Source organism: [Mycoplasma] phocae (assembly GCF_003332325.1).
In the GTDB taxonomy this organism is placed as follows: domain Bacteria; phylum Bacillota_I; class Bacilli_A; order Mycoplasmatales; family Metamycoplasmataceae; genus Metamycoplasma; species Metamycoplasma phocae.
The window spans coordinates 346832-373179 of sequence record NZ_CP029295.1; the positions used below are offsets into that span (position 1 = coordinate 346832).

Genomic DNA, 26348 nt, shown 5'->3' on the forward strand with positions numbered 1-26348 from the left:
CCGTCCATTTTAATCCTACCTTTATGTAAATTTGTGTGCGTTCATTGTTTTTCTAATATGTTTATAATCGGGAAATTCTTTGCTAACAATTTTCCAAAACCGAGCAGAGTGATTTGCCTCAAGAAAATGAGCGATTTCATGCGCTGCCACATATCTAATACACTTTATATTATAGAATATTAAATATTTAGAAACTGAAATTATATTTTTTAATAAATAATTTGTTGCTCAAGCAGATGATTTGGTTGATATTTTTATTTTTGATGACAAACTTCTATTAAGAAATTTCTCTGAATAGTAGTTAGCTCAATAACTAAAAATTTTTTCAAGTTTTTCTGATAAATTATTTCAAATTGTTTTTTTAATGTAGTTTTCATCGTGTTTGGTAATTGGAATAATTTCAATTTCATCATTAAAATATATTTGAAGATAATTATTAATAATTTTAAAATAAGATAACTTTCCAAGATAATAAAAACTTTGATCAGTTCAATTAATGTCAAGCAGTGGTCTAACATCTTGTTTTTTAGTGGATTGAGTTAATTTTAAAATAGCGGTGTTAAGAAAATTATTTAATTGTTCAGTATTTAAATAATGAATTGGTGTAGAGAGAATTAATTTATTATCGCGTAGAGATAAATAAATATTTTTATTATTTGTAAATCTCACATAAATGTTAAATTCCTTATCATTAATTTTATATGCTAAAACATCATCAATTTTTTTCATAATATAATTTTAGTAAAAAATGAAAACTATTTATGATTTAGCTAATTTGTTTGCTTTTGAATAAAAAGAATAAAAAAATGATTTTTTATTATAAAATATTAATTGCTAATTATTATTGCAAGAAAGGCAAACCAATGGCAAATATTAAATCAAAACAAAAAGCAATATTATCTAACGAAAAAGCGCGTGTTCGCAACTCAGCTATCAAATCTTCAGTTAAAACTGCAATTAAAAAGGCAAAATTAGCCGCACAGTCAAAAGATCCTAAGGCAAATGATTTATTTGCTAAAGCACATCATGAAATTGATAAAGCTGTTTCTAAAGGTGTTTTACACCAAAACAATGGTGCTAGAAAAGCAAGCCGTTTAGATGCGTTTATTGCGAAAAATAGATAATTGAAATTTGTATAATTACTAAAAATTAATAAAAGCCCGCTTATGGGCTTTTTTTCATATCTTGCTATTTTTTAGGATATTTATTAATTTTGATATGAGTAGGTTTATTGATTTTAAACACTAAACTATATTCCCCTTTTTGACTATCCAAACGAATTTGTTTAAGGACATCAGCCGGGTTACCTTCATAGGTTTTTTCATAAAGTTTAGTCATCTCCTTAATTAAAAATAACCTAACTTTATCGCCAAAAACTAAATCAAAATCAGCAATCGTTGCTTCAAGTTTATGTGGTGAAACATAACAAACATATGTGCCGAAATCAAGTGATTTTAAATAATTTTGTCTAGCCTGAGTTTTGTCTTTTAAAAAACCAATAAAGCTAAATTCTGAACTAAAATTAGCTTTGATAACAGCATGAATTAAAGCTGTTGGTCCGCCTATGACTTCAACTTCAATATTATTTATTTTGGCTAAATTAATAATCTCAAATCCTGGATCAGAAATACATGGCATCCCTGCATCTGAAATGAGCGAAACTTTTTGATGATCTAAAATCATATTAATAATTTTTGGAGCCAAAGTTTTTTCATTATAGTTGTGATATGAAATTAATTTTTTATTAATAATGTCATAATGTCGTAGTAGCTTTTGACTCACTCTCGTATCTTCACATAAGATAATGTCAGATGCTTTTAAAGTATTCAGCGCCCTTATACTAATATCTTCTAAATTTCCAATTGGAGTGCCAACAATAAAGATTTTATTTGCCATAAATTTTCTCGATTTTAATTAAAAAATTAGATTTTTGTAGAGGGAAATTCACATTAGTTTTTAGGGTTTTATACATAGCTTTTAAACATTCTATGATTTCGTCAATTTTTGAACTGTTATTGATAGTTTTAGCGTCTTTTAAAGATAAAATGGTTAAATTTGTTGTTAAATTATTGCTAATCTTAGCTAAATCTTCGTAAATAAAAATCATAAAAACTAAAAGAAAATTTGCGAGATCTTTATCAAAATGTTTTAATAAAAAATATAGAAATGATTCAGGCTTTGAAAATGATGATATTATAGCTGATTTCAAATTTTTTAGCAATGTATTTAATTTTTCATGATCATCTAAATTATATTTATTCGCATATACTAAAATAAAATCCTTAATTGAATTAATTTTAGTCAAATTAGTTTTAATATTAATAATAAAAGCTCGTGATCTAATTGTTTTTAGCACTTTATTCATTTGATTAGTGGTCATGATTACAATCGTGTGTGTTGGAGGATTTTCTAAAAATTTTAGTAAACTATTAAGACTTTGAGGAGTTCCATTTTCAATATTTTTGATAATTAAAATCTTAAATTTGTGATGGTTTGACAAATTGCTTTTAAATGCTCAAAGCATTGCCTCAGCAATAGCTTCCTTTGTTATTAATTGATTACTTTCATTGACACATAAATATAAATCCTTAAATTTAAGTTCAGAAAATTGATTAAATTTTTCACCATTAATTGTATTGATAAATGAAATAATATATTCATCGAAATCATTGGTAACTAATTGTGAAAATAAATAAACCTGCTGAAGTTTATTTTCTTTGATTGAATTATTAATAATTTTTAAAAATTCATTACTTACAATCATTAGATAATTTTTTGATCCGACAAAACAGCAATAAATCTTTCAAATAATTCATCAATTGAACAATTAGCGTCAATAATGCAATATTTCTTAGCATCCTTACTAACTGTTTTTAAATAAGCTTCACGCAGATTTGTATAATAATTAAGATCAAGATTTTCCAATCTATCCATTGACTTTCCACTTTCTTTTAATCTTTGAATTGAAATTTCCGGTAACAGATCAAAGAAAATTATAAAATCCGGATGTGTATTATCGGTAGCTATTTCATTAATCATTTTTACCTTTGATACTCCAATATTTCCTAATATTCCTTGATAAACATATGATGATGTTCAATAACGATCTGAAATAACATTTTTGCCCGATTCCAATGCTGGTCATATACCTTTTTCTAAGTTAATTCTCCGACTTGTAGCAAAAAGTAAGGCGTCAACCATTGGACTAAATTCATTACCATTTTCTAAAATTAAGTCACGTATTTTTTCAGCTTCTTTTGAAAAACTACTTCCTGGTTCTCTTGTAAAGACAAAATCTTTTTGTTTTTTATTTTTTTTCAAATATTCTTCAAATTTTTTCAGAATAGTTGTTTTTCCAGCTCCATCCATTCCTTCTATAGCTATAAATTTTCCACGATTTGTTTTCATATTTCCTTCTTTTATATTTTAGTTTTATTAATCAAAGATTGTTTTAATGTAACTGGATCAACATATTCAACTTGAACTCCAAGCGGAATTCCCATTGAAAGCTGATATGCGTTATCAAAATTAATTTTATCCTTAAGAATTTTTTTAATAAATTGTGTTGTGAATTGCCCTTCGACTGTAGCAGATAAAGCAATCACAATTTCTGAAACATTTTTAGCAACAATTAATAATTTCTCTAGATTGCGATTAAATTTTTCATTGCTTTTTTTTAAATCATACAACTCTTCAATAACGAAGTATCTTCCTTTATAAATTTCTAATGCTTCAAATTTTTTTAAATCTTCTTGACTTAGAACTACCATCAATTTTTTTTCGCGAAATTTATCATCGCAAATGTCACAAGTATCTTTCTCTGAATATGCATTACAATTTTGACATTTTTTGATTTTACTTTTTAGGCTTTTAATTAATTGATAAATATGCTCTAATTTTTCAATGTCATTTTCCAAGAAATAGCCAATAATTTTTTGAGATTGACGTTTTGTAATTCCGGGAATTGCTTTCAGTAGCAATTCGATCTCTTCTTCAGTTTTCATTTTAGAATGGAAGTCCACCACCAGCGTATTTAGCATTTATTTGTTCATATTCTTCTTCAATTGCATCAATCGCTTCATTAACCGCAATTAAAACTAAATCTTGTAGTAATTCTGGATCTTCTGGGTCGATTAACGCTGGGTTGATTTCTACTTTAGTAATTTTTCTTGTTCCCAACATGGTAATTTTTATTCCTTGTTTTTCAATAACAAATTCTTTTTTAGCAATCAATTGTTCTTCTTTTTCTAATTCGCCTTGAATTCTTTTTGCTTTTTTTAGCATTTCGTTAATATTGTTCATGTTTTCTCCTAATTATTTTTTAATTTTAAATTTTTCACCGAATGTTTCCATAGCTCAATCAATATTTGATGATGTTTCATCATAACGCTTAGATAAATCTTCTAATTCTTTAACCTCACGTCTTTTCAATTCTTCTTTATTGTTAACTCAATAATTTTTAGCTTCTTCAATTTGCTTCTCAGTTATCGCAAATAGGTGAACATAACGGTTAAAAATTTTATATGAAGCCTTAATTAAATTATCATGATAAGCATGTCGATTTAAATCAAAAACCTTATCGTCAAGTGATGAATTAAATAATATAAAATCATTTGATGAAAAAATAATTTTAAAATTGCTCAAAATATCTTTTGCTTGTTTATCATCATCGGAATTTGAGAGCTTAGAATCAATTAAACTATACTCAATTGTATCATTATATGTTAAATTAGCATTCTCATATCCAGGTTTTTTCATTTTACAATATTGCTTAATTAATAAACAGTCAATAATTTGATCCAAACTAATTCTATCAGCTCCCATAATTTCATTATTTTTAACTATATTCTTATTCTCAAAGTTGTCTACATCATAATTATCAGATACAATTGCGTCATTAATTTGAGCATTTTCCAATTCAATTGTTGTATCAGAAAGTAAAATTTCAGCTGTTTTTTCCAAAATATCATCAACATTGACTTCTTCTATTTTTAAGTCATCATAATTTTTTTTATCGTTATAAGTATTGGCAATCGATGATAAATTAAATTTGGAATTTAGTTCTTCTTGTTCTAATGAAGTTTTTTTGATAATTTTTTCAGTAGTTTTTTTTAACTCCTCGCGAAAATAATCAATTGGTTTTTTATCTAAATTAATATTTGATTGTTGAGATTCTGATTTCACCATTTTCATTAAACACAACTCAAATGTTTGTTTAGGAAAATCAGAATATTTTATTTCTTTTAATGAAACTAGAATAATATCGAGAAATTCATAAGCACGACTTATATTACTAATTTTTATTTCATTAATTTTATCTTCACTAAGCTCCTCAACCAAACGCATACTATTAGTCTTTTTATAAAGAATGAAATCCTTTAAGATATCGACAATTTGATTTAAAAGTCGAGAAATATCAATTCCCTGTTCTAATAAAGAATTAGCAAATGTTAACAATTCTTCTAAATTATTAGTAGCCGCCAAATTAATTAATTGAATTACATTGTCAGAATTAGAAATTGCGAATAAATCCTCAACTGCGGCTTTAGTAATTTTTTCATTTGCACAATAAATTGAAATCTGATCAGCTAAACTTAGTGTATCTCTAAAACTACCATTACCAAGTTTACAAATCAATTCAATTGCATCCAAATCAGCAACAATATTCTCTTTATCGAAAATATTTTTAATTTCACTAATTAAAACGTTTAACTCCATTTTTTTAAAGTTAAATCTTTGTACTCTACTTAAAATTGTTAGCGGAATTTTTTGGGGATCAGTTGTTGCCAAAATAAAAATAATATGCTCAGGGGGCTCTTCTAATGTTTTAAGTAGGGCATTAAATGCTCCCTTCGAAAGCATATGCACTTCATCAATAATATAAATTTTATATTTACTATTGGTTGGCATATGTTTAACTTTTTCACGTAGTTCCCGAATATCATCAATTCCTGTATTTGAAGCGGCATCAATTTCAATGATATCCAAATTACGATCAATATTAACAATACATTCCTGACATGGAATTAAAATTTCGTCGTTATGCATACAATTAATAGTATTAGCAAAAACCTTAGCGGTGCTAGTCTTACCATTACCATGTGGGCCACAAAAAAGATAAGCATGGCCAATTTTATGATTTAATATAATATTTTTTAATGTTTTAACAATGTGTTCTTGACCCTTAATTTCGTCAAATTTTTGTGGACGATATTGGCGATATAGGGCTAAATATTTATCGGATAGAGACATCTATAAATCCTTCCTAACTAACTAGTTATATTTTATCAAAACTAAATTTTGGTTTTGTAATTATTAATTATAATAATATAAATAGGATTATTATGAAAGATATTAAGAAAAAAAGACGAATAAAAATGGATTATGGACATTTAAATTACCTCATAGCAACATGAGTTAGTTTATTTTTTGCGCTAATCGCTTTATTAGCAGCTAGTTTATATGGCATAAAATTAAGTCCTGTCAGTTTGATTTTAATTTCGATTACTCAAGTGTTAGTAACATTTTCCACAGTTTATATTGCAGTATGTTTTTTTCCACTTCGAAGAATATTTAACGAAAAGTTACCGAAGAGAATTAAAAAATATCAACTTATTTCCATTTTTGTAATTTTATCTTTAGCAATATTTTTTATTGTTAATGCTTTTCTAGCCAAACCAATATGAAGTAATTATTTTAGTTCTAGTAATGATTTAGAACAACAAAAAATTGCTTTAAGTTATATCAACCTTTTAAAAACTGAAATGATTGTACTAATGAGTGTTTATTCAATTATTGTTTTAATTAATGGAATTATGTTTACAAGTTATTTTACCAGAGCAAAATATTGAGAAAGTGAGTAAAAAATGAGAAAAGAAAAATCTTGCGGAGCAATAATTTTTAAAAAAATAAGCAATGAATTATATGTTCTTCTAATTCAACAAATTGGTGGCCATTGGGGTTTTCCGAAAGGCCATGTCGAAGAGAATGAAAATGAGCATCAAACGGCTATTCGCGAAGTAAAAGAAGAAACCAACTTAGATGTTAAGATAGTAACTAATTTTCGCGCAGTTAACACCTATTCACCACTTGAAGGTGTGATTAAGGATGTAATTTATTTTATTGCCATTCCAATTAACGATGAAATAAAAAAACAAGCCTCTGAAATTAAATTAGCGATGTGATATCCAATCCGAGAAGCCACTAAAAAAATTACTTTTCCGAATGATGCAACAATATTAAAATTAGCTGTTGATTATTTTACTGAAAAATAGCTATTTTAAAAGAAAAAATCTCAAGTGAGAAATTAACTTGAGATTTTATTTTTTGACATCAACTAATTCATGAGCTTCAACAATATGATTTTCAAGATTGTTATCAAGTTTTAACTCTTTTATAATTCGATTTTCTAGTTCAGTAATTCTTTGAACAATCTCTTCTTCTGGAACGCCTTCTCTTTCAAGTTTTTGTCTTTCAGAATCAACTAAATATTTTATAAAATCCTGAACTTGTAGATTAGGTTGTTGTGCAGAAATTTGACCATCAAAACTATTAGGAGCAATAATTCATGGGAAATTAATCTGACTATTTGATGATGGCAAGGCATCATAGTTATTCATTAAGTTAGTAATACATTCTAAAGCAATTCGTTTAGTTAATTGATTGAATTTTTTTGAACCTAATTGAGTATAAATTTGATATGGATTTTTTTGTGAATATTGTACTAAGTTAGTGCTTCTCCGCAATTTGTCCATGGTGTTAATATGATCCTGTCATGCACTATCAAAAACGTTTAGGATAATGTTTCTTTCTGATGATGCTAGTGATGAAATTCCATATTTATCAATAATATTTTGACGTAGAACATCATATTCTTTTTGTCATATCTGAATAATGTGTTGAACTAATTCTTCACGGTCATATTTAACAATTTCATTAGCATCAAATTTATGATTAGTTAAATTCATAAAATTTGAATTAACATAATTTGAAAATCCTTCAAGATCAAGTGTATTATTTTTTTTCATAAAATATGGATTGTTAACTGTTTGTTCGGCAGCCACAGTAATCATTTTTCTTATAATACTTCCAAGATCATCTCGATTTAAAATTAAATCACGTTGTTCATAAATTAAATCACGTTGTTGACGAATAACATCATCGTAATTTAGAACACTTTTCCGACTATCGTAGTTGAAACCTTCAATTTTTTTCTGAGCACGAATAAAAGCTTTTCTTATTCCTTCACCTTCAATTGGATCTTCACCGTATGATTTAAACATTTCTTTTCATTGATCTTGAATTGAAAAACGTAAAATTAATTGGTCATCTAATGATAAAAAGAATTTAGTGTATCCGACATCACCTTGACGGCCAGAACGACCTTTTAGCTGATTATCAATTCTACGTGATTCAGCCTTTTCAGTTCCTAGTACATAAAGTCCACCAACTTCTAAAGCTTCTTTTGATGGTTTAATGTCAGTTCCACGACCAGCCATGTTGGTAGCAATGGTTACTGCTCCTAATTGACCTGCGTTAGATATAATTTCAGCTTCTGAGGCATCTTGCTTGGCGTTCAGAACAGTATGTGGGATGCCTTCTTCTAGTAAATATTCATGTAGTACTTCTGAATCTTCAACTTGCGCTGTACCAATTAAAATTGGTTGTTTTTTCTCATAAACACGTTTAACTTCTTTGACAACAGCTTTTCATTTTGAATGCATATCAACATAAATTTCATCTTTATCATCAAATCTAATAACTGGTTTATTAGTTGGAACTTCATTTACTCGCATATTATAAATATCAATAAATTCTTTTTCTTCAGTTTTTGCCGTTCCGGTCATTCCACTAATTTTTTTAAATAATCTAAAAAAGTTTTGATAAGTAATAGTTGCTAAAGTTTTAGTTTCATTTTCAATTTCAACACGTTCTTTTGCTTGAATGGCTTGTTGTAAACCTTCTGAGTATGATCTTCCTTCCATAATCCGACCAGTGAAAGAATCAACTAATTCAATTTTGTCATTTCTTACAATATATTCCACATCAAGCTTCATAACCTTATGTGCTCTTAGTGCGTTTTGAATACGGTGAACAAGCTCTGAATTTTGAATATCATAAAGATTCTCAAAATTAAAATATTTGTTAGCTTTTTCAATTCCTTCATCAGTTAAATAAACTGATTTAGTTTCTTCATCAATGAAAAAATCATCTTTACTTAAAGTTCTAACGAATAAATCAGCAATATTGTAAAGATTACTTTCATCATTATCACCACCAGAAATAATTAATGGAGTTTTTGCTTCATCAATTAAAATTGAATCAACCTCATCTAAAAGAATAAAATCTAATCCTCGTTGGACTTTTTCTTCTTTAGTCATAACCATATTATCACGAAGATAATCAAAACCAAGCTCTGAGTGAATTGAATAAACAACATCACATGCATAGGCTTGTCTTTTAAGATCTGGTGCCATTTGGGCTTTATTAATTCCGACTGATAATCCGAGAAAATTAAAAACCTGTCCCATTTCTTCGGCATCCCGTTCTGCTAGATATTCATTGACTGTTGAAACAATAACACTATTGCCAGTTAGCGCATTTAAATAAACTGGAGCGATTGAGGTAATAGTTTTACCTTCACCAGTTTTCATTTCAGCAACAGATCCTAAGTCTAGAATTAATCCTCCAATCATTTGAACATCATAAGGGCGTTTACCTAAAATTCTTTTTGTTGCTTCTCTCGAAACAGCAAAAACTTCTGGACGAATATCGTCTGATGTTTCTCCTAATTTTAGGCGCTCTTTAAATTCGATAGTTTTAGCCTTTAACTGTTCATCACTTAGCTTAGAAATTTCTTTTTCTAAATGATTAATTTTTCTTAGTGTTGCTTCTGCAATACGCATTTCTGTGGATTTAAAATTAAATAACTTCATAAATATATATTTTATATGAAATTAATAAATAATGTATATTAATAAGAATTTAAAAAGTTTAATAAAAAACTTAGCAAGCTAAGTTCTTAAAAAATTATTTTTTTGATTGAGAAGATGCTTCTTCAGCTTTAGCTTTTGCAGCGGCTTCAGTATCGGCTTTAGCTTTTGCAACAATTTTTTCAGTTTGTTTTTCGTCGAATGATTGAATTTGTTTTTTGATTTCTTCTAATTTAGCAAAATGTTTTGGATCATTTTTTTTCATTAAGGTTTCAATAACTTGTTCAGTAATAAATTTATTTTCGAAATTTTCAAATCTTAAAATACCTTTAACACTTTCGATACCAATTTTGTAAAGATCAGCAAATTTTTGACATTCAGCAGTGTAAGCTTCTTCAGTAGCTTTAATGCCTTCTGCGCTAGCAATGGCACCAAAAATAAAACTTTTCTTTAGATTTTCAATAGCTGATTCATTAAAGATTTTAAAAATATCATCTTTTGTATTCTTTGTAAATTCTAAATATTCTTTTTCTGAAATACCTTGTTGTTTTAGGTTGTTTAATAAATTATCGTAGTATTTCTTAGATTCAGATTTTAGTAGTGAATCAGAAATAGCAATTTCTGAACTTTCAATTAGTTTTTTAGTAATGTCTTCAACAAATTTTGTTTCTAGATCTGCTATTTTATTTTTATAGGTTTGCATTTCAAGAAATTCTTGATATTCTGGTAAAGTATTTATTCCAGTAATGTTAATTTCTTTTAAAAATTGTTCGTCAATTTTTGGTAAATTTGGTGTTTTAATTCCGTTAATTTTTACCTTGAAAACAACTTTTTTACCAGCTAAATGTTTAACGTGGTAATTTTCAGGGAATGCTAAATCAAGGTCAGCTTGTTCACCTTTTTTTAGTCCTATCATTTTATCTTCAAAACCTGGAATAAATTGTTTTGATCCAATTTTTAACTCGTAGCCATCAGCATCGCCACCATCAAATGGTTCGCCTTCAACAAAACCTTTAAAGTCAAAGTTAACTTCATCACCTAATTTTATTGGTTCTTCACTATCTAACATAACAGTGTATTTTTCAATGATTTTCATTTCGGTTTCAGCAAGTTCTTCTTTTGAAAGTTCTAATGAACCAATTTTTCCACCAAGTTTTGCATAATCACCTAATTTTACTTCAGGGATAATTGGGAAGATAAATTCTACAACAACTTTTGATTCTGTAAATTCTGGAATGTTAAGTTCTTCTCTTCCAACAATTTGATCGGTTGGTTGAATCTCTTTTGCAATGTGCTCAGTGTAAATGTTATCAAGTTTTGATCTTAGTGCTTTTTCTAGCACTTCTCCTAAGCTAATGTGCTTATCAGCTTCACGAGCAGGAACTTTTCCTTTTCTAAATCCTGGAATTTGTACATTTAATCTAAGCTTTTCTCTTGCTTTTTCTATGGCTTCTTGTCATTCTTGACCTTCTAAAACGTATGAAATTCTTAGTTCTGTCTTTTCTTTATTAATTATTCGTGACATAATTCTCCTTAAATAATATCTTGTTATATTATATTTTATTTGCTAAATAAATTACAAAAAAATTGCTTATCAATTATAAGCTCTGCAATTTATTTTTATCTAATTTTATTTGCTAAATATTTGATAAATGGCTTTTTCTTCGTTATTTAACTCATTTTCATCTTTTTCACCATATAAAACATTTACGACATTAATTATTTGCTCATAATCGTGGGTTGTTTTTTTTAGTAAAATATCAACTCAATTTTTGAATAAATAGGCAGAAAAAACTTGTCTAGCAACTTTATTTTTAGCAACGTCTTTATCAAAGGTAGCGAATATTTCGGATTGCATTTTACTAATTCCGGGATTTTCTAGAAATGATCCTAGTTTTTTAGGGTTAATAATTTGACCATTAACTAAATAATCGAAGTCAATTTCTTTATTTTGCAAAAGATCATAAATTAACGTTTGAAACCCGCCACTATCAAAATCACTTTGATTGAAAAAATGCTGAAATTCGGCAGCATGTTTATGAAAATCATCGCGCCCTTTTAACTCGTTGTAATTTAGCATAAAAACATAATCCATTTTCTTATTTTTAAGTGAATTAATTAAACTTAGGGTATCAAGATTAGTTTTCACAATTAAATTATCTTTTTTGATTTGAAAAATAATGTTTTGGCGCAGTGATTCTAAATCTGCAATGTCATCTGATAAAACAGCATTTTTCAAATATTCATCAACTTTGTAAATTGCCTTAATTGGGTCATCTTTTCGAATTAATGTAATTTCTTCTAAAATTTTGTCGAAATCTAAAGCATTATTGTTTTTATTATTATTTGTTTCCATACTAATTATTTTACCTTAATTAAGCAAAATCTAAATTATTCACTAATATCAATAAACTAAATAATAAATTGTAAAATTAATCTAATTAATCTACCATTTTAAGTAAAAGACAAAAGTAAAATTTTAATATTAGATCAAAGTTAATATTGATTAATATGAGAAATTGGGTTTTAAATTAATGAAACTTGTTAAATATAAATAGCTGTAGATATTTGATAAATTAGAAAATTAATTTAGTAATTTTTTTTAATTAGGTATAAATTGGTCATTTAATTAATTAGCTTGTGTTTTTTTTGATTTCTTATTTTAATCGATTTTATTATTGCAACTTACAACGACAAGTGGAGCAGTTATTAAGGATATTAATAAAATTATTAACGATTTAAAATATTTTTGTTTATTTTGCCTCTTATTTTTTGTTTGTTTGAATAAAAATAGCTAATTTAATTTTAATTGCCTTCCAAAATCTTTACAATGACATTTTTATACTATAATCTTAATTATTTTTATAAGTAACATAATAATTACTTAAAATTTTCATCATATTTTGATGACATTTGTGATTTATAATGGAAAAAGTATCGTAAATGCAATTTAGGACTAATAAACTAATTTTATTTAAATTTTAAAATAATTTTTTATTGAAAAATTCAATGAATTAATTCAAACTATGGAACTATATTAGATTTTTAATAAATTTTTCATAATTTCTATTTTTTAAAAAATTTTAAATTTTATAAAATATTGAATGGTAACTATTTTAATACACTAGGAGAAACAAGAAAAATGAAAAAACTGAAAAGAATGATCATATCAATTGGAGCAATTTCTTTAATTTTACCAATGTTACTTGTCACATCTGCTTGTAAAACTGAAGTTAATAGAAATAAAGGTGATAATAATACCACAACCGTAATTGATAATAAGAAAACTGAAAATTCAAATAATAAAAAAAGTAAAAATTTGATGTCTCCAATAAATAAGCTAAAAAATAAAATATTAAATTTAGCTATTACAAAATTTCCATATACAGACATAAAATCTTTCAGATCAGAATTAAAAGAAGCAAATTCCGTTGATAATGTTAATAAAATATGAACCAATTTTTCCCGAAAAATAATTTTGGAAAATGTAAATAAGAGATTATTTGACAGGCCGATTATTTCTCAAAAATTAAAATCTAATAAAAAGTTAGATGATTTTTACAAAGAAATTATGGATTTAAGGGCTAAACGAGAAAAATTAAAAAAAGATAATCAAGGTTTATTATTTTCATATGGAGAAATGCGCCGGAAAATTATTAATAAATATTTTGAATTTAGCAGAATTTCACACCCACCTTTGATCGACACTACTCTACCAAAAATAAAAACCTCATCCAATGCAAATGAAATTTGATTTTGAAATAAATATTTAGCAGAAGATTTTAGTCTAATGATGGATAATTTAATTAACAAAAGAAAGAAATTATTTGAAAAATCCAATAAATTTATTGAAATTTCCAAAGAAAACCTACTAATACTAAAAAATGAAGAAATTAATACTGAAATTATTAACAAAGCACTTAAGAATTTATTATTAATTAAAAATAGTAGCATGGATAAGACTAGTAATATTGTCATCAAAGAAGAAATTATTTATAAATTAAAACGTAATTTAATTGCGCAATTTGAAAATAAAATGCGATTCTATGAAGCGATTAGAAAATTAATTCTAAAAAATGTAGAATTTGAAAAAATTAATCCATTTTTAGCAATGCTTGATTTAGAAACTATATTACAAATTGAAGAAGTGCCAATTTTAAAAATGTTATTTGATAATCATAATTTGATTTTAAAATTAAAGAAAATAGCTGATAAAGTCTCAAATAAATTAAATCACAAATCATTTAAAAAATTAGCTAAAGAAATTAACAAATATTTATCAATAAATAAAATATATCTTCATAATCTAAGAAAATCTCAAATAGATATTAATAACAATCTTAGCATTATCACAAACGATGGCGAAATTAAAAAGTGAATCGATAAGACAAAAAATGACCAATTAGATAAATGGGAGAAAATTTTAAACGAGATTTTAAATCAGTATAAACAAACAGCTAATATAAATACCAATGACAAATTACTTATCGCAATTAGAGAATTTATTACAATTCCTCTTGAAAAAATTGATCATTTTATTCCTTCAATTTTAGAATAAAAAAGACACAATCAAACATGATTGTGTTTTTGAAAACATTTGAATAACTTTATTAATACATAAAGGAGATTAAATGATTATAAATCAACAATAATATAGGATATTTATTTACTTATTTAATAATAATAACAAGTTGAAGCAATTTTATAATTGCTTTTATATGTTTTATAATTCGGTGATTTTTTTATTAATGTTGTAGTTTTTTGCTAATCTTTAGTAATTTAATTTTTTTATGTCCATTCAAAAAATTAAATTTTAACTATTAATTAATGATTTTTAAAATTTATCTAGAATAAAATCATCATCTAAATAGATTTTAATATTTCTTATCATCCATTTCGAAATATTAAAATCTAAATTTACTATTAATAGCTTTTTTAAAATTAATTTGCAAAATATTAACTATAATATTTCCAATTTATAAAACCAGAGAAATAATATGAAATTAAAAAATATAGCAACATTAACATATTTTTTTGAATTTTAGTCTTTTTATGGAACTACCCATCCATTTATATTTCCCGTGATATTAGAATTTTCATTATTTACTGAGATTTTTGTTAGCTATAATTACTTAATTTCTAATTTATTGCTAGATTTCATATTTATTATATGCGATGTTAAAAATAATATGTAGCCTTTTATTTGCTTAAATAATTAATCGCTTGTGACTTTTCTTTCTTACTTTTTTATTTATGCCAGTATTTGCACACTATTCAAAATATATTTACGTATAAGGTTAGAATTCATTAAATTTTTAGTTTAACAAGTTAGTTTTATCATCAATAGTCAAATTAAAATTTAGCATATAATTCTGATATTTAATCTTATTCTAATTAAACATAGTATTATTAGGGTTTTATTTGCTAATTATTTTGTTTACAAAGGTGATGCTAGGTTAAATATTTTATTATTTAATTAACCAAAAGCGGAGACTATTATTAATTCTTAATACAACCTTTTTTTGATAAAGGAATTACCCACTAACAAATTTATAATTCTTGGATTTTTTTCTATTTAATTTATCTACTTAGAGAAGTTAAATTTAAAGTTAAATAAGTTAACCTATTACAATCTATTTCCCTGTATTCATCATGATTTATAAAAATATCGTCACGTAATATTTTTTTAGTTTGCCTTTTATTTTAAATTTTGTTATAACTCATCCATTGTTTTATTTTTTTATAACTTAATTAATTAAAATATAAACTATGACTGATATTTTTATTCTATTTATATATTAGAATAGTCAATACTATTTTTACTTTTATTTCGCATGGTGTACGTTAAATTATGAAATTACAACCATCAAGGGGAAGGTAAATTTATTAGCAAAAAACTTCCTTTTTTTTGCTCAATACCTTCAAAAAAAATTATACCATAATTTGACATTTGATTATTCAACAATATTGAACTGAAAAAACAGTAAAAAATCACTAGATTTTAAGTAAAAATTAATGATTCATTTTAGAAAAAAATTCGGCAAAAAAGCATTATAATACACACGACAAAAATTTGTTATTTTTTATTGAAAAACCAATAAAAATTCAAGGAATTCGCCATTTGATAAAAAAATATTTATTAAACTTATATTTTTTTATCTGTCTTTGAAATTTATTGCTAAATAGCAATGAATTAAACATTTTTATTACAGCTAAAAATACTAGTGAAAAATAGACCATTTTTAGGCAAAAAAACACTCAATTTTGAGTTAAAAAATTTAGTGCTTTTAATCGAAAAAATTGCAAATTATTTTTTTTTTTTTTGCAAAAAAATTTGAATACTCAAATTGTAGATATAAAAATTAAAATATGGTTTTAATTAATAATTGCGTTTCATTAATAATTAAAATGAAGTTTTATATAAAATGAAGATCTCAAAAATTTTATAAAAATTATTTAACTATCTTAATTACTAAATCATAAATTCTATTAATTAAAAATACCATTTATATAGCCTGCGAAAAATAAAAAATTAAAAGATAAAGTACCGCTAAATAATTAATTAAAAAATAATCAAATTTTTAAAAAGTTAACTATTTTAGTTTGATAAAAATTTCTATTTTAATATTTAAAAATAAAATCATAATTAAACAAATAAAATTCTGATTAGCCCTCACTTTTAAAAATAAATTAATTGAATATTATTTGTCATATTAAATTCAAATATAAATAATAGATAAATTAGGATCTATATCATATTATTATTTTCTATAGTAATATGCAATTATACGCTTGTGACTATATTTATAATTATTTATATATTTCATGTGGCAAAAAAATAATCAAAATAACAAAATTAAATTTAAATAAAAATTATTAGATAATACATGAAAAATAGATTAAGATTACTAGATATAATCTCAATTTTGCAAACCGTAATTTTATCTTTTATTCTTATCGCACTAAAAGCATCAAAAGGAACCAATATTGTTAAAACAATGTAAAAATAAAATAAATTAAAATTGAACATTTCTAAAAAATGTAACTAGAGTTCCAACCGATCTATCATTTCAAATACTGTCACCTAAGAAACAATTTCTGAAAAGTGTAAATTTTAATCACAATATCCTAAAATGAAATTTTTCAAATGTTGAAAGCTATAGTAAATTTTATTCAAATTCATAACTTTAAGAATTATCAAAGAAAAATTTTCAGTAAATTAATAATAAATCTTACAATGTTTATTTCTAGGATAAATTTTGAAACTGAAATTGATAAAATTAAGTCAGCTGATAATCCAATAAAATAAAATTAATGAAATTATCAAATTAAATAACAATAATTCAAAAGTTAAATGAAATGCGTTAACTTTTAATTTAGTATTAAATAAAAAATTTGTTGAAATATCAATTCAAGATAAATAAAAATCTTATATCGATAAAATTCAAATTAAATTATTGTTTAAATTAAAAGACATAAAAACAGTATGATAATTTCTTATAAAGTTTAATACTTTAGTAAATAAGAATGTTAATAGCACTAATCATAAGATCGAAATTGATTGAAGTTAATCGGAAATTGCAACATAAAACAACTACTGTATCTAATAATAGTGCTAATTATTTAAAAAAATAACTGAGAATATTTTAGAAGATAATATAATGTTCTTAATTAATAGCAAAAAAATGAAACCATTTGATTAACATATAGTATGAAAAAATCAATAAATTTATTGAAAAATGTTATTTAGAACTTAGTTTTATTAAAATTGATTTAATTTATCAAAGACTAGTAAAAAATAATTAAATAAAAATAAAAGAAAACCATGACTAAAAAATTTTCGATAACTAATATTAATGAATTAGAATTTGATAATAATATAGCAATAATAAAAATAATAAATTTTTTATTAATTATGATCACAGTTAAAGTTATTATGGAAAACTAGATTTCAATTTCTGCGCTAATAGAGAAGATAATAAATTACCATTGTTATTTTCAATAATAACTCTTAGAATAATAACAGTTAATATATTTGGTTTTAATAAACCAACTAAAAAATTAAAAGTAATATCAACTTATTTAACTTTAAAACATGCCACTATAGGTATGTTTTTAAAATTTAAATTCGTTTTTATAAGTAGTAAATAAATTGCTATATATATTTTACATGTTTGACAATTGAAGTTATATAAAGTTCATAGATAATACAACGAAGTAATTTATTGAAACATAAATAATATCTATTTTTAGTATTACTCTATTATATGGTCGAAATAATTACATATTATATAAATATATAATATGATATAATAAATGTGTTATTGTTGCCTAACATAACATATGCTAGGACAAAAATTGACCAACCTTATCTTTATACAACAGTAATAATTAATATAAAGAAAAATAAATAATTGGAATTTATTAGGAGTTATTAAATACATGAAAAACAAATTAAAATTGTTGAGCATAATTTCTGCTTTATCAAGTGTTTCATTACCTTTTAGCATTATTTCAACTAAAACTAATCAAAATACTCCAGAAGATAATCTGGAAGATAATTCTATAACAGCGGAAACGCAAGTACAATCCGTTTATAACGGCACTGAGTGTATTAAAATTGGATATTTTAAAAACTTTAAAGGTGAATATCAAATTGAACAATTTCATAAGGATGTAACTGCAGTTCCAAAAGATTTACCAAAGGAAATAACGTTACTTAAAAATGCGTTTAAGGATTGTATCAATTTTAACCAAGACCTCTCTAGTTGAGATATTTCAAATGTTAAAGATATGAGCTCTATGTTTGAAGGAGCATTAGCTTTCAATAATGGAGAAAAAACACTAACATGAAAAGGAAATGCAAAAAACAATACAGCGACAACGTTTATGTTTAAAAACGCGAAAAAATTCAATCAAGATATTTCTAGTTGAGATGTTTCAAACGTTAAGAGTATGTGGTCGATGTTTGAGGGTGCAGAATCTTTTAATAATGGCAATAAACCGCTAATTTGAAAAAATGGATGAACAAATAAAAGAACCACGATGTTGTCAATGTTTAAAAATGCTAAGTCATTTAATCAGGATATTTCTAGTTGAGATGTTTCAAATGTTTGAAATATGGAATCAATGTTTGAAGGTACAAAACTTTTTAATCAAGATCTTTCAAATTGGAAAGTTTCAAATGTTTGGAATACGGGATCAATGTTTGAAGGAACGGAGGCTTATAATAATGCCGGAAAACCTTTAAGTTGGGGAGATTCGGCAAAGAGTATTACATCAACAGTATCAATGTTTAAAAATGCAAAAAAATTTAATCAAGATATTTCAGGTTGAAACCTTTCAAAAATTGTAAACATGGTATCAATGTTTGAAGGTGCTGAAAATTTTAATAATGGTGGTAATGTTCTAAATTGAGAAAACCTAAAAGTTAAATATGTATCTAAACTTTTCAAGAATGCAAAATCATTTAATCAAGATCTTTCGAATTGAGATATTTCAAACTTATCTGAAATGAGTTCAATGTTCGAAGGCGCAGATGCCTTTAATAATGGAGGTCAACCACTAACTTGAATAAATTTAAGCAAAGCTAAAAAATTTGATAATATGTTTAAAAATGCAAAAATCTTCAATCAAAATATTGCGGGGTGAGATGTTTCGAGTGCTGAGGATATGAGTTCAATGTTTGAAGGTGCCGATGCCTTCAATAATGGAGGTCAACCACTAACTTGAACAAATTTAAGCAAAGTTAAAAAATTTAATAATATGTTTAAAAATGCAAAAATCTTTAATCAAAATATTTCTACTTGAGATGTTTCAAATGCTGAGGATATGAGTTCAATGTTTTGTGGAGCACAGACATTTAATCAATCTATTGCAGATTGAAATGTTTCGAATGTAAAAGAGATGGCATTAATGTTTCAGGATGCAAAATTTTTTAACCAAAATCTTTCAAAATGAAATGTTTCAAACGTTTGAAATATGCTATCGATGTTCGAAGGAGCAGAAGCATATAATAATGCTGGAGAATCTTTAAATTGAGGTGATTCAACAAAGAATCTTGTTTCAACAGCATCGATGTTTAAAAATGCTAAGTCATTTAATCAGGATATTTCTAGTTGAGATGTTTCAAATGTTTGAAAGATGAATGCAATGTTTGAAAATGCAGTATTGTTTAACAATGGTGGTAAGCCTTTAAATTGAAAAAATGCGATAAAAGGTAATATCTCAACAGCGTTTATGTTTAAAAATGCTAAATCATTTAATCAGGATATTTCTAGCTGAGATGTTTCTAAGGTTGAAAGTATGGAATCAATGTTTGAAGGTGCGTCATCGTTTAATAATGGTGGTCAGCCCTTTAATTGAAATAGTTCATCAAACATTGTGACTAATGTTTCAAAAATGTTTAAAGATGCTACCTCCTTTAACCAGAATGTTACTAATTTTGACGTTAGAAATGTTAATGATATGTCTTCAATGTTTGAGGGTGCATCATCATTTAATAATGGTGATCAAGAACTGCGGTGATTTTCTTGAACTAGTAATGTAAAAGATATGTCATCTATGTTTAAAAACGCTACCAACTTTAATCAAGATTTATCAAATTTTTGAGCTTATAATGTTAAAACAATGGAATCAATGTTCGAAGGTGCATCATCATTTAATAACGGAGGAAAATCATTTAAGTGAAATAGTTTAACAATCATTGTGACTAATGTTTCAAAAATGTTTAAAAATGCCACTTCCTTTAACCAGAATGTTACTAATTTTGACGTTAGAAATGTTAATGATATGTCTTCAATGTTTGAGGGTGCATCATCATTTAATAATGGCGACGCAATGGAATTAAATTGAAATACCTGAACTGAAAATGTTAAAAATATGTCAAAAATGTTTAAAGATGCCACATCTTTTAACAAAAAAATTATTATGAAGACTAAAAATGTTGAAAATATGACTTCAATGTTTGAAAACACCAAGGCTTTTAACCAAAATATTTCAAATTGGAATGTTGACAAAGTCGTTAATTACGATAATTTTTATAACAAATCAAAACTTATCAGTAATCCCAAGAATATTCCACAAAAATTATTAAAAGAACTTAAATACTTGATTACTGTACAAAATTTTACTGATAGAATTGAAAAAATTGATCTTAAAAAGAATAAAAATATTATTATTGATCTTATTAAGGCAAGAAATAATAATCCAGAAATTTTTTGAGACGTTTTGAGTTTTGATTTAATTTCTTCTAATGATGATTATTTAGAAATTCTAATTTCCGATAAAAGTAAAAAGCGTTATTTAGATAAATTAAAACTTAAATTTCCATATAAAAAGGACATTAAAAAGGAAATTAAAGTTGATAATCTTGCTAAGGTTGAAGATTTCACAGAAGAAGAAATTAAAAGAGTAATTAACGCAGCTAATGGCAGCGGCACAATTGATTGAAGTCAACTAAAAATTACAATCAATCAAGATAAGATAATCATTACTGTTTCGGATAATAGTGCTGATTATTTAAAAGGTGGAACTATTAGCTTCACTGTTGTGAAGAAATTAGATATTGCCACTGTGATTTCTGAAACTAAGAAATTAGCTAAAGTTGAAGATTTCACAGAAGAAGAAATTAAAAGAGTAATTAACGCAGCTAATGGCAGCGGCACAATTGATTGAAGCCAACTAAAAATTACAATTAATCAAGAGAAAATAATGATTTCAGTTGCGGATAATAGTGCTGATTATCTAAAAGGTGGAACTATTAGCTTCACTGTTGTGAAGAAATTAGATATTGCTACTGTGATTTCTGAAACTAAGAAATTAGCTAAAGTTGAAGATTTCACAGAAGAAGAAATTAAAAGAGTAATTAACGCAGCTAATGGCAGCGGCACAATTGATTGAAGCCAACTAAAAATTACAATTAATCAAGAGAAAATAATGATTTCAGTTGCGGATAATAGTGCTGATTATCTAAAAGGTGGAACTATTAGCTTCACCGTAACTAAAAAAATCGCAATTAGTACAATTATTAGCAAAACAACTAATTTAGCCAAAGTTGAAGATTTCACAGAAGAAGAAATTAAAAGAGTAATTAACGCAGCTAATGGCAGCGGCACAATTGATTGAAGTCAACTAAAAATTACAATCAATCAAGATAAGATAATCATTACTGTTTCGGATAATAGTGCTGATTATTTAAAAGGTGGAACTATTAGCTTCACTGTTGTGAAGAAATTAGATATTGCCACTGTGATTTCTGAAACTAAGAAATTAGCTAAAGTTGAAGATTTCACAGAAGAAGAAATTAAAAGAGTAATTAACGCAGCTAATAGTAATGTTTCAATTGATTGAAGCCAACTAAAAATTACAATTAATCAAGAGAAAATAATGATTTCAGTTGCGGATAATAGTGCTGATTATCTAAAAGGTGGAACTATTAGCTTCACCGTAACTAAAAAAATCGCAATTAGTACAATTATTAGCAAAACAACTAATTTAGCCAAAGTTGAAGATTTCACAGAAGAAGAAATTAAAAGAGTAATTAACGCAGCTAATGGCAGCGGCACAATTGATTGAAGCCAACTAAAAATTACAATTAATCAAGAGAAAATAATGATTTCAGTTGCGGATAATAGTGCTGATTATTTAAAAGGTGGAACTATTAGCTTCACTGTTGTGAAGAAATTAGATATTGCTACTGTGATTTCTGAAACTAAGAAATTAGCTAAAGTTGAAGATTTCACAGAAGAAGAAATTAAAAGAGTAATTAACGCAGCTAATAGTAATGTTTCAATTGATTGAAGTCAACTAAAAATTACAATTAATCAAGAGAAAATAATGATTTCAGTTGCGGATAATAGTGCTGATTATCTAAAAGGTGGAACTATTAGCTTCACTGTTGTGAAGAAATTAGATATTGCTACTGTGATTTCTGAAACTAAGAAATTAGCTAAAGTTGAAGATTTCACAGAAGAAGAAATTAAAAGAGTAATTAACGCAGCTAATGGCAGCGGCACAATTGATTGAAGCCAACTAAAAATTACAATTAATCAAGAGAAAATAATGATTTCAGTTGCGGATAATAGTGCTGATTATCTAAAAGGTGGAACTATTAGCTTCACCGTAACTAAAAAAATCGCAATTAGTACAATTATTAGCAAAACAACTAATTTAGCCAAAGTTGAAGATTTCACAGAAGAAGAAATTAAAAGAGTAATTAACGCAGCTAATGGCAGCGGCACAATTGATTGAAGTCAACTAAAAATTACAATTAATCAAGAGAAAATAATGATTTCAGTTGCGGATAATAGTGCTGATTATCTAAAAGGTGGAACTATTAGCTTCACCGTAACTAAAAAAATCGCAATTAGTACAATTATTAGCAAAACAACTAATTTAGCCAAAGTTGAAGATTTCACAGAAGAAGAAATTAAAAGAGTAATTAACGCAGCTAATGGCAGCGGCACAATTGATTGAAGCCAACTAAAAATTACAATTAATCAAGAGAAAATAATGATTTCAGTTGCGGATAATAGTGCTGATTATCTAAAAGGTGGAACTATTAGCTTCACCGTAACTAAAAAAATCGCAATTAGTACAATTATTAGCAAAACAACTAATTTAGCCAAAGTTGAAGATTTCACAGAAGAAGAAATTAAAAGAGTAATTAACGCAGCTAATAGTAATGTTTCAATTGATTGAAGTCAACTAAAAATTACAATTAATCAAGAGAAAATAATGATTTCAGTTGCGGATAATAGTGCTGATTATCTAAAAGGTGGAACTATTAGCTTCACCGTAACTAAAAAAATCGCAATTAGTACAATTATTAGCAAAACAACTAATTTAGCCAAAGTTGAAGATTTCACAGAAGAAGAAATTAAAAGAGTAATTAACGCAGCTAATGGCAGCGGCACAATTGATTGAAGCCAACTAAAAATTACAATTAATCAAGAGAAAATAATGATTTCAGTTGCGGATAATAGTGCTGATTATCTAAAAGGTGGAACTATTAGCTTCACCGTAACTAAAAAAATCGCAATTAGTACAATTATTAGCAAAACAACTAATTTAGCCAAAGTTGAAGATTTCACAGAAGAAGAAATTAAAAGAGTAATTAACGCAGCTAATGGCAGCGGCACAATTGATTGAAGCCAACTAAAAATTACAATTAATCAAGAGAAAATAATGATTTCAGTTGCGGATAATAGTGCTGATTATCTAAAAGGTGGAACTATTAGCTTCACCGTAACTAAAAAAATCGCAATTAGTACAATTATTAGCAAAACAACTAATTTAGCCAAAGTTGAAGATTTCACAGAAGAAGAAATTAAAAGAGTAATTAACGCAGCTAATGGCAGCGGCACAATTGATTGAAGCCAACTAAAAATTACAATTAATCAAGAGAAAATAATGATTTCAGTTGCGGATAATAGTGCTGATTATCTAAAAGGTGGAACTATTAGCTTCACCGTAACTAAAAAAATCGCAATTAGTACAATTATTAGCAAAACAACTAATTTAGCCAAAGTTGAAGATTTCACAGAAGAAGAAATTAAAAGAGTAATTAACGCAGCTAATAGTAATGTTTCAATTGATTGAAGTCAACTAAAAATTACAATTAATCAAGAGAAAATAATGATTTCAGTTGCGGATAATAGTGCTGATTATTTAAAAGGTGGAACTATTAGCTTCACTGTTGTGAAGAAATTAGATATTGCTACTGTGATTTCTGAAACTAAGAAATTAGCTAAAGTTGAAGATTTCACAGAAGAAGAAATTAAAAGAGTAATTAACGCAGCTAATGGCAGCGGCACAATTGATTGAAGCCAACTAAAAATTACAATTAATCAAGAGAAAATAATGATTTCAGTTGCGGATAATAGTGCTGATTATCTAAAAGGTGGAACTATTAGCTTCACCGTAACTAAAAAAATCGCAATTAGTACAATTATTAGCAAAACAACTAATTTAGCCAAAGTTGAAGATTTCACAGAAGAAGAAATTAAAAGAGTAATTAACGCAGCTAATGGCAGCGGCACAATTGATTGAAGCCAACTAAAAATTACAATTAATCAAGAGAAAATAATGATTTCAGTTGCGGATAATAGTGCTGATTATCTAAAAGGTGAAACTATTAGCTTCACCGTAACTAAAAAATCGGCAATTGCGACAGTAATTTCTAAAACTAGTGGCTTAGCGAAAGTTGAGAATTTCACAAAAGATGAAATTAAAAGAGTAATTAACGAAGCTAATAAAGGCAAAGACATTCAATGAGAGCAATTAGAAATTACTATTACTGGAGCAAATGTCATTATTAAAGTCTTAGCTAATTCCGCTGATTATCAAAAAGGTGGCACCATTAGCTTCACTGTTGTAAAAAAATTAGATATTGCTAAACTAATCGGTAAGATGGTTTGAAATGCACAATCAACAATTACGATCGAAGAACTTGCCAAATTTATTAAAAAACAATATCCAGAAATTGATTTTAGCCAAATTGATTTAATAATTGCAAATGACAAAAGTCACGCAATAATTAGATCAAAAGTTAACAGTAAAGATTATTTTGGAGAGGCATCATTACCTATCAAAAAGAACATTAATGAAGCTATTAAAGATAAAGAAATTAATTTTGAACTAGGTAAAGTTGACAAAAAAGATATTAATAAAAAGAATTTTAAATCAATGATTTCAAGGATATTAAGAGAAGTTGATTTGATTAATCTCGATTTTGATGTTACTATTGATAAAAAAAATAATAAGGTTAATGCCGATTTTAGCCATGATGCTAAATTTTATGGAGAATTGAATTTTAACTATGAGGCTAAAAGCCAAAATAATAAATTACCAATAATATTAGCAATTACTTCTCTACTAGGTATTATCGGCATCATTATAGTGATAACACTACTAGTATTAAAGAAAAAAGGAAAAATTTTTAATAAAAATAAAAAATAAGAAAATAATACAATAAATAAAATTTCATTAAATTAATCACTTAAATAAATAATTTATAAAATCTTTTAGGCTATAAATAAAATAAGCATAAAAAACATAAATTTCATTTAATTCTAAAATATTAATAAATATAAGAGCATACTAAACTGGTATGCTTTTTTCATTAAAATAAAATTTTGACTTCTTATATAAAAAACACTAGCAAAAAATAATAAAAAATTACAGTTTTAATTTGCGAATAAGGCAAATTAATACATTGAACTTTGCAAAAGATTAATAATTAGCAAAATTTATGCAAATAAAAAAACCAATCCTATTGAGGGGGGGATATGGCTAGGTTTGGTTTTAATTATATTATTAAATGTAAATTTGTATATAAATGGATGTAGTTATATAAGTAAATAAAATAGATAAAAAATTAAAAACTAAGAAAGGAGTATATAAAATATATAAAAT

General features: G+C 25.8%; 16 protein-coding genes. 6 read left to right on the forward strand and 10 right to left on the reverse strand.

Features of this window, described 5'->3' with window-relative positions; genetic code table 4:
- Positions 1-21: 21 nt before the first annotated feature.
- On the reverse strand, positions 22-729 hold the full coding sequence (locus DA803_RS06210) for a M48 family metallopeptidase (RefSeq protein WP_114190876.1): 708 nt from the start codon (positions 727-729) through the stop codon (positions 22-24).
- 134 nt (positions 730-863) lie between these two features.
- Between DA803_RS06210 and rpsT the strand changes: the two genes are divergently transcribed.
- Entirely contained in the window at positions 864-1124 is a 261-nt protein-coding gene (rpsT, locus tag DA803_RS01530) for a 30S ribosomal protein S20 (protein WP_114191194.1), read from the forward strand.
- Between the two features lie 64 nt (positions 1125-1188).
- Here the strand turns inward: rpsT and rsmI are convergent, their stop codons facing one another.
- Genes rsmI through dnaX form a run of 6 tightly spaced genes read right to left on the reverse strand, consistent with a single transcriptional unit; the run spans position 1189 to position 6252 of the window.
- Positions 1189-1896: a 16S rRNA (cytidine(1402)-2'-O)-methyltransferase gene (gene rsmI, locus DA803_RS01535; RefSeq protein WP_114190877.1), complete on the reverse strand. Its 708-nt coding sequence runs from the start codon at positions 1894-1896 to the stop codon at positions 1189-1191.
- A complete protein-coding gene (locus tag DA803_RS01540) occupies positions 1886-2764 on the reverse strand; it encodes a DNA polymerase III delta subunit-related protein (RefSeq protein ID WP_114190878.1) in 879 nt (292 codons plus the stop codon). Before DA803_RS01540 ends, rsmI begins: the two co-directional genes overlap by 11 nt.
- Positions 2764-3408, reverse strand: coding sequence for a dTMP kinase (gene tmk, locus DA803_RS01545; RefSeq protein ID WP_114190879.1), 645 nt, complete (start codon positions 3406-3408; stop codon positions 2764-2766). Before tmk ends, DA803_RS01540 begins: the two co-directional genes overlap by 1 nt.
- A gap of 11 nt (positions 3409-3419) precedes the next feature.
- Entirely contained in the window at positions 3420-4004 is a 585-nt protein-coding gene (locus DA803_RS01550; RefSeq protein ID WP_170120259.1) for a toprim domain-containing protein, read from the reverse strand.
- 1 nt (position 4005) lies between these two features.
- Positions 4006-4302 (reverse strand): YbaB/EbfC family nucleoid-associated protein, encoded by a 297-nt coding sequence (locus DA803_RS01555; RefSeq protein WP_114190881.1) that lies wholly within the window; start codon positions 4300-4302, stop codon positions 4006-4008.
- Positions 4303-4314: 12 nt separating this feature from the next.
- Positions 4315-6252 carry a DNA polymerase III subunit gamma/tau gene (gene dnaX / locus DA803_RS01560; protein WP_114190882.1) on the reverse strand — a complete coding sequence of 646 codons (1938 nt, stop codon included), beginning with the start codon at positions 6250-6252 and terminating at the stop codon, positions 4315-4317.
- A 92-nt stretch (positions 6253-6344) separates the two neighbouring features.
- On the opposite strand from dnaX, the gene DA803_RS06215 reads away from it, so the two are divergent.
- Together DA803_RS06215 and DA803_RS01570 are read left to right on the forward strand one after the other, a co-directional pair.
- Positions 6345-6863: a hypothetical protein gene (locus DA803_RS06215; protein ID WP_114190883.1), complete on the forward strand. Its 519-nt coding sequence runs from the start codon at positions 6345-6347 to the stop codon at positions 6861-6863.
- A gap of 3 nt (positions 6864-6866) precedes the next feature.
- The gene (locus tag DA803_RS01570; RefSeq protein WP_114190884.1) at positions 6867-7274 is read left to right on the forward strand and encodes a bis(5'-nucleosyl)-tetraphosphatase; all 408 of its coding nucleotides are present in this window, start codon (positions 6867-6869) and stop codon (positions 7272-7274) included.
- A 45-nt stretch (positions 7275-7319) separates the two neighbouring features.
- Here the strand turns inward: DA803_RS01570 and secA are convergent, their stop codons facing one another.
- The 3 genes from secA to DA803_RS01585 form a co-directional block, all read right to left on the reverse strand.
- Positions 7320-9935 carry a preprotein translocase subunit SecA gene (gene secA, locus DA803_RS01575; RefSeq protein ID WP_114190885.1) on the reverse strand — a complete coding sequence of 872 codons (2616 nt, stop codon included), beginning with the start codon at positions 9933-9935 and terminating at the stop codon, positions 7320-7322.
- Positions 9936-10029: 94 nt separating this feature from the next.
- Positions 10030-11457, reverse strand: coding sequence for a trigger factor (gene tig, locus DA803_RS01580; RefSeq protein WP_114190886.1), 1428 nt, complete (start codon positions 11455-11457; stop codon positions 10030-10032).
- A gap of 105 nt (positions 11458-11562) precedes the next feature.
- Complete coding sequence (locus DA803_RS01585) at positions 11563-12288, reverse strand: hypothetical protein (RefSeq protein ID WP_114190887.1); 726 nt, start codon at positions 12286-12288, stop codon at positions 11563-11565.
- A 786-nt stretch (positions 12289-13074) separates the two neighbouring features.
- Here DA803_RS01585 and DA803_RS06220 point away from each other — a divergent pair.
- The 3 genes from DA803_RS06220 (at position 13075) to DA803_RS06230 (ending at position 25892) form a co-directional block, all read left to right on the forward strand.
- Positions 13075-14490, forward strand: coding sequence for a hypothetical protein (locus DA803_RS06220; RefSeq protein ID WP_114190888.1), 1416 nt, complete (start codon positions 13075-13077; stop codon positions 14488-14490).
- A gap of 2589 nt (positions 14491-17079) precedes the next feature.
- Positions 17080-17241 (forward strand): hypothetical protein, encoded by a 162-nt coding sequence (locus DA803_RS06225; protein WP_170120260.1) that lies wholly within the window; start codon positions 17080-17082, stop codon positions 17239-17241.
- 1133 nt (positions 17242-18374) lie between these two features.
- Positions 18375-25892, forward strand: a complete 7518-nt coding sequence (locus DA803_RS06230; protein ID WP_114190889.1) for a BspA family leucine-rich repeat surface protein — start codon at positions 18375-18377, stop codon at positions 25890-25892.
- Positions 25893-26348 lie beyond the last annotated feature (456 nt).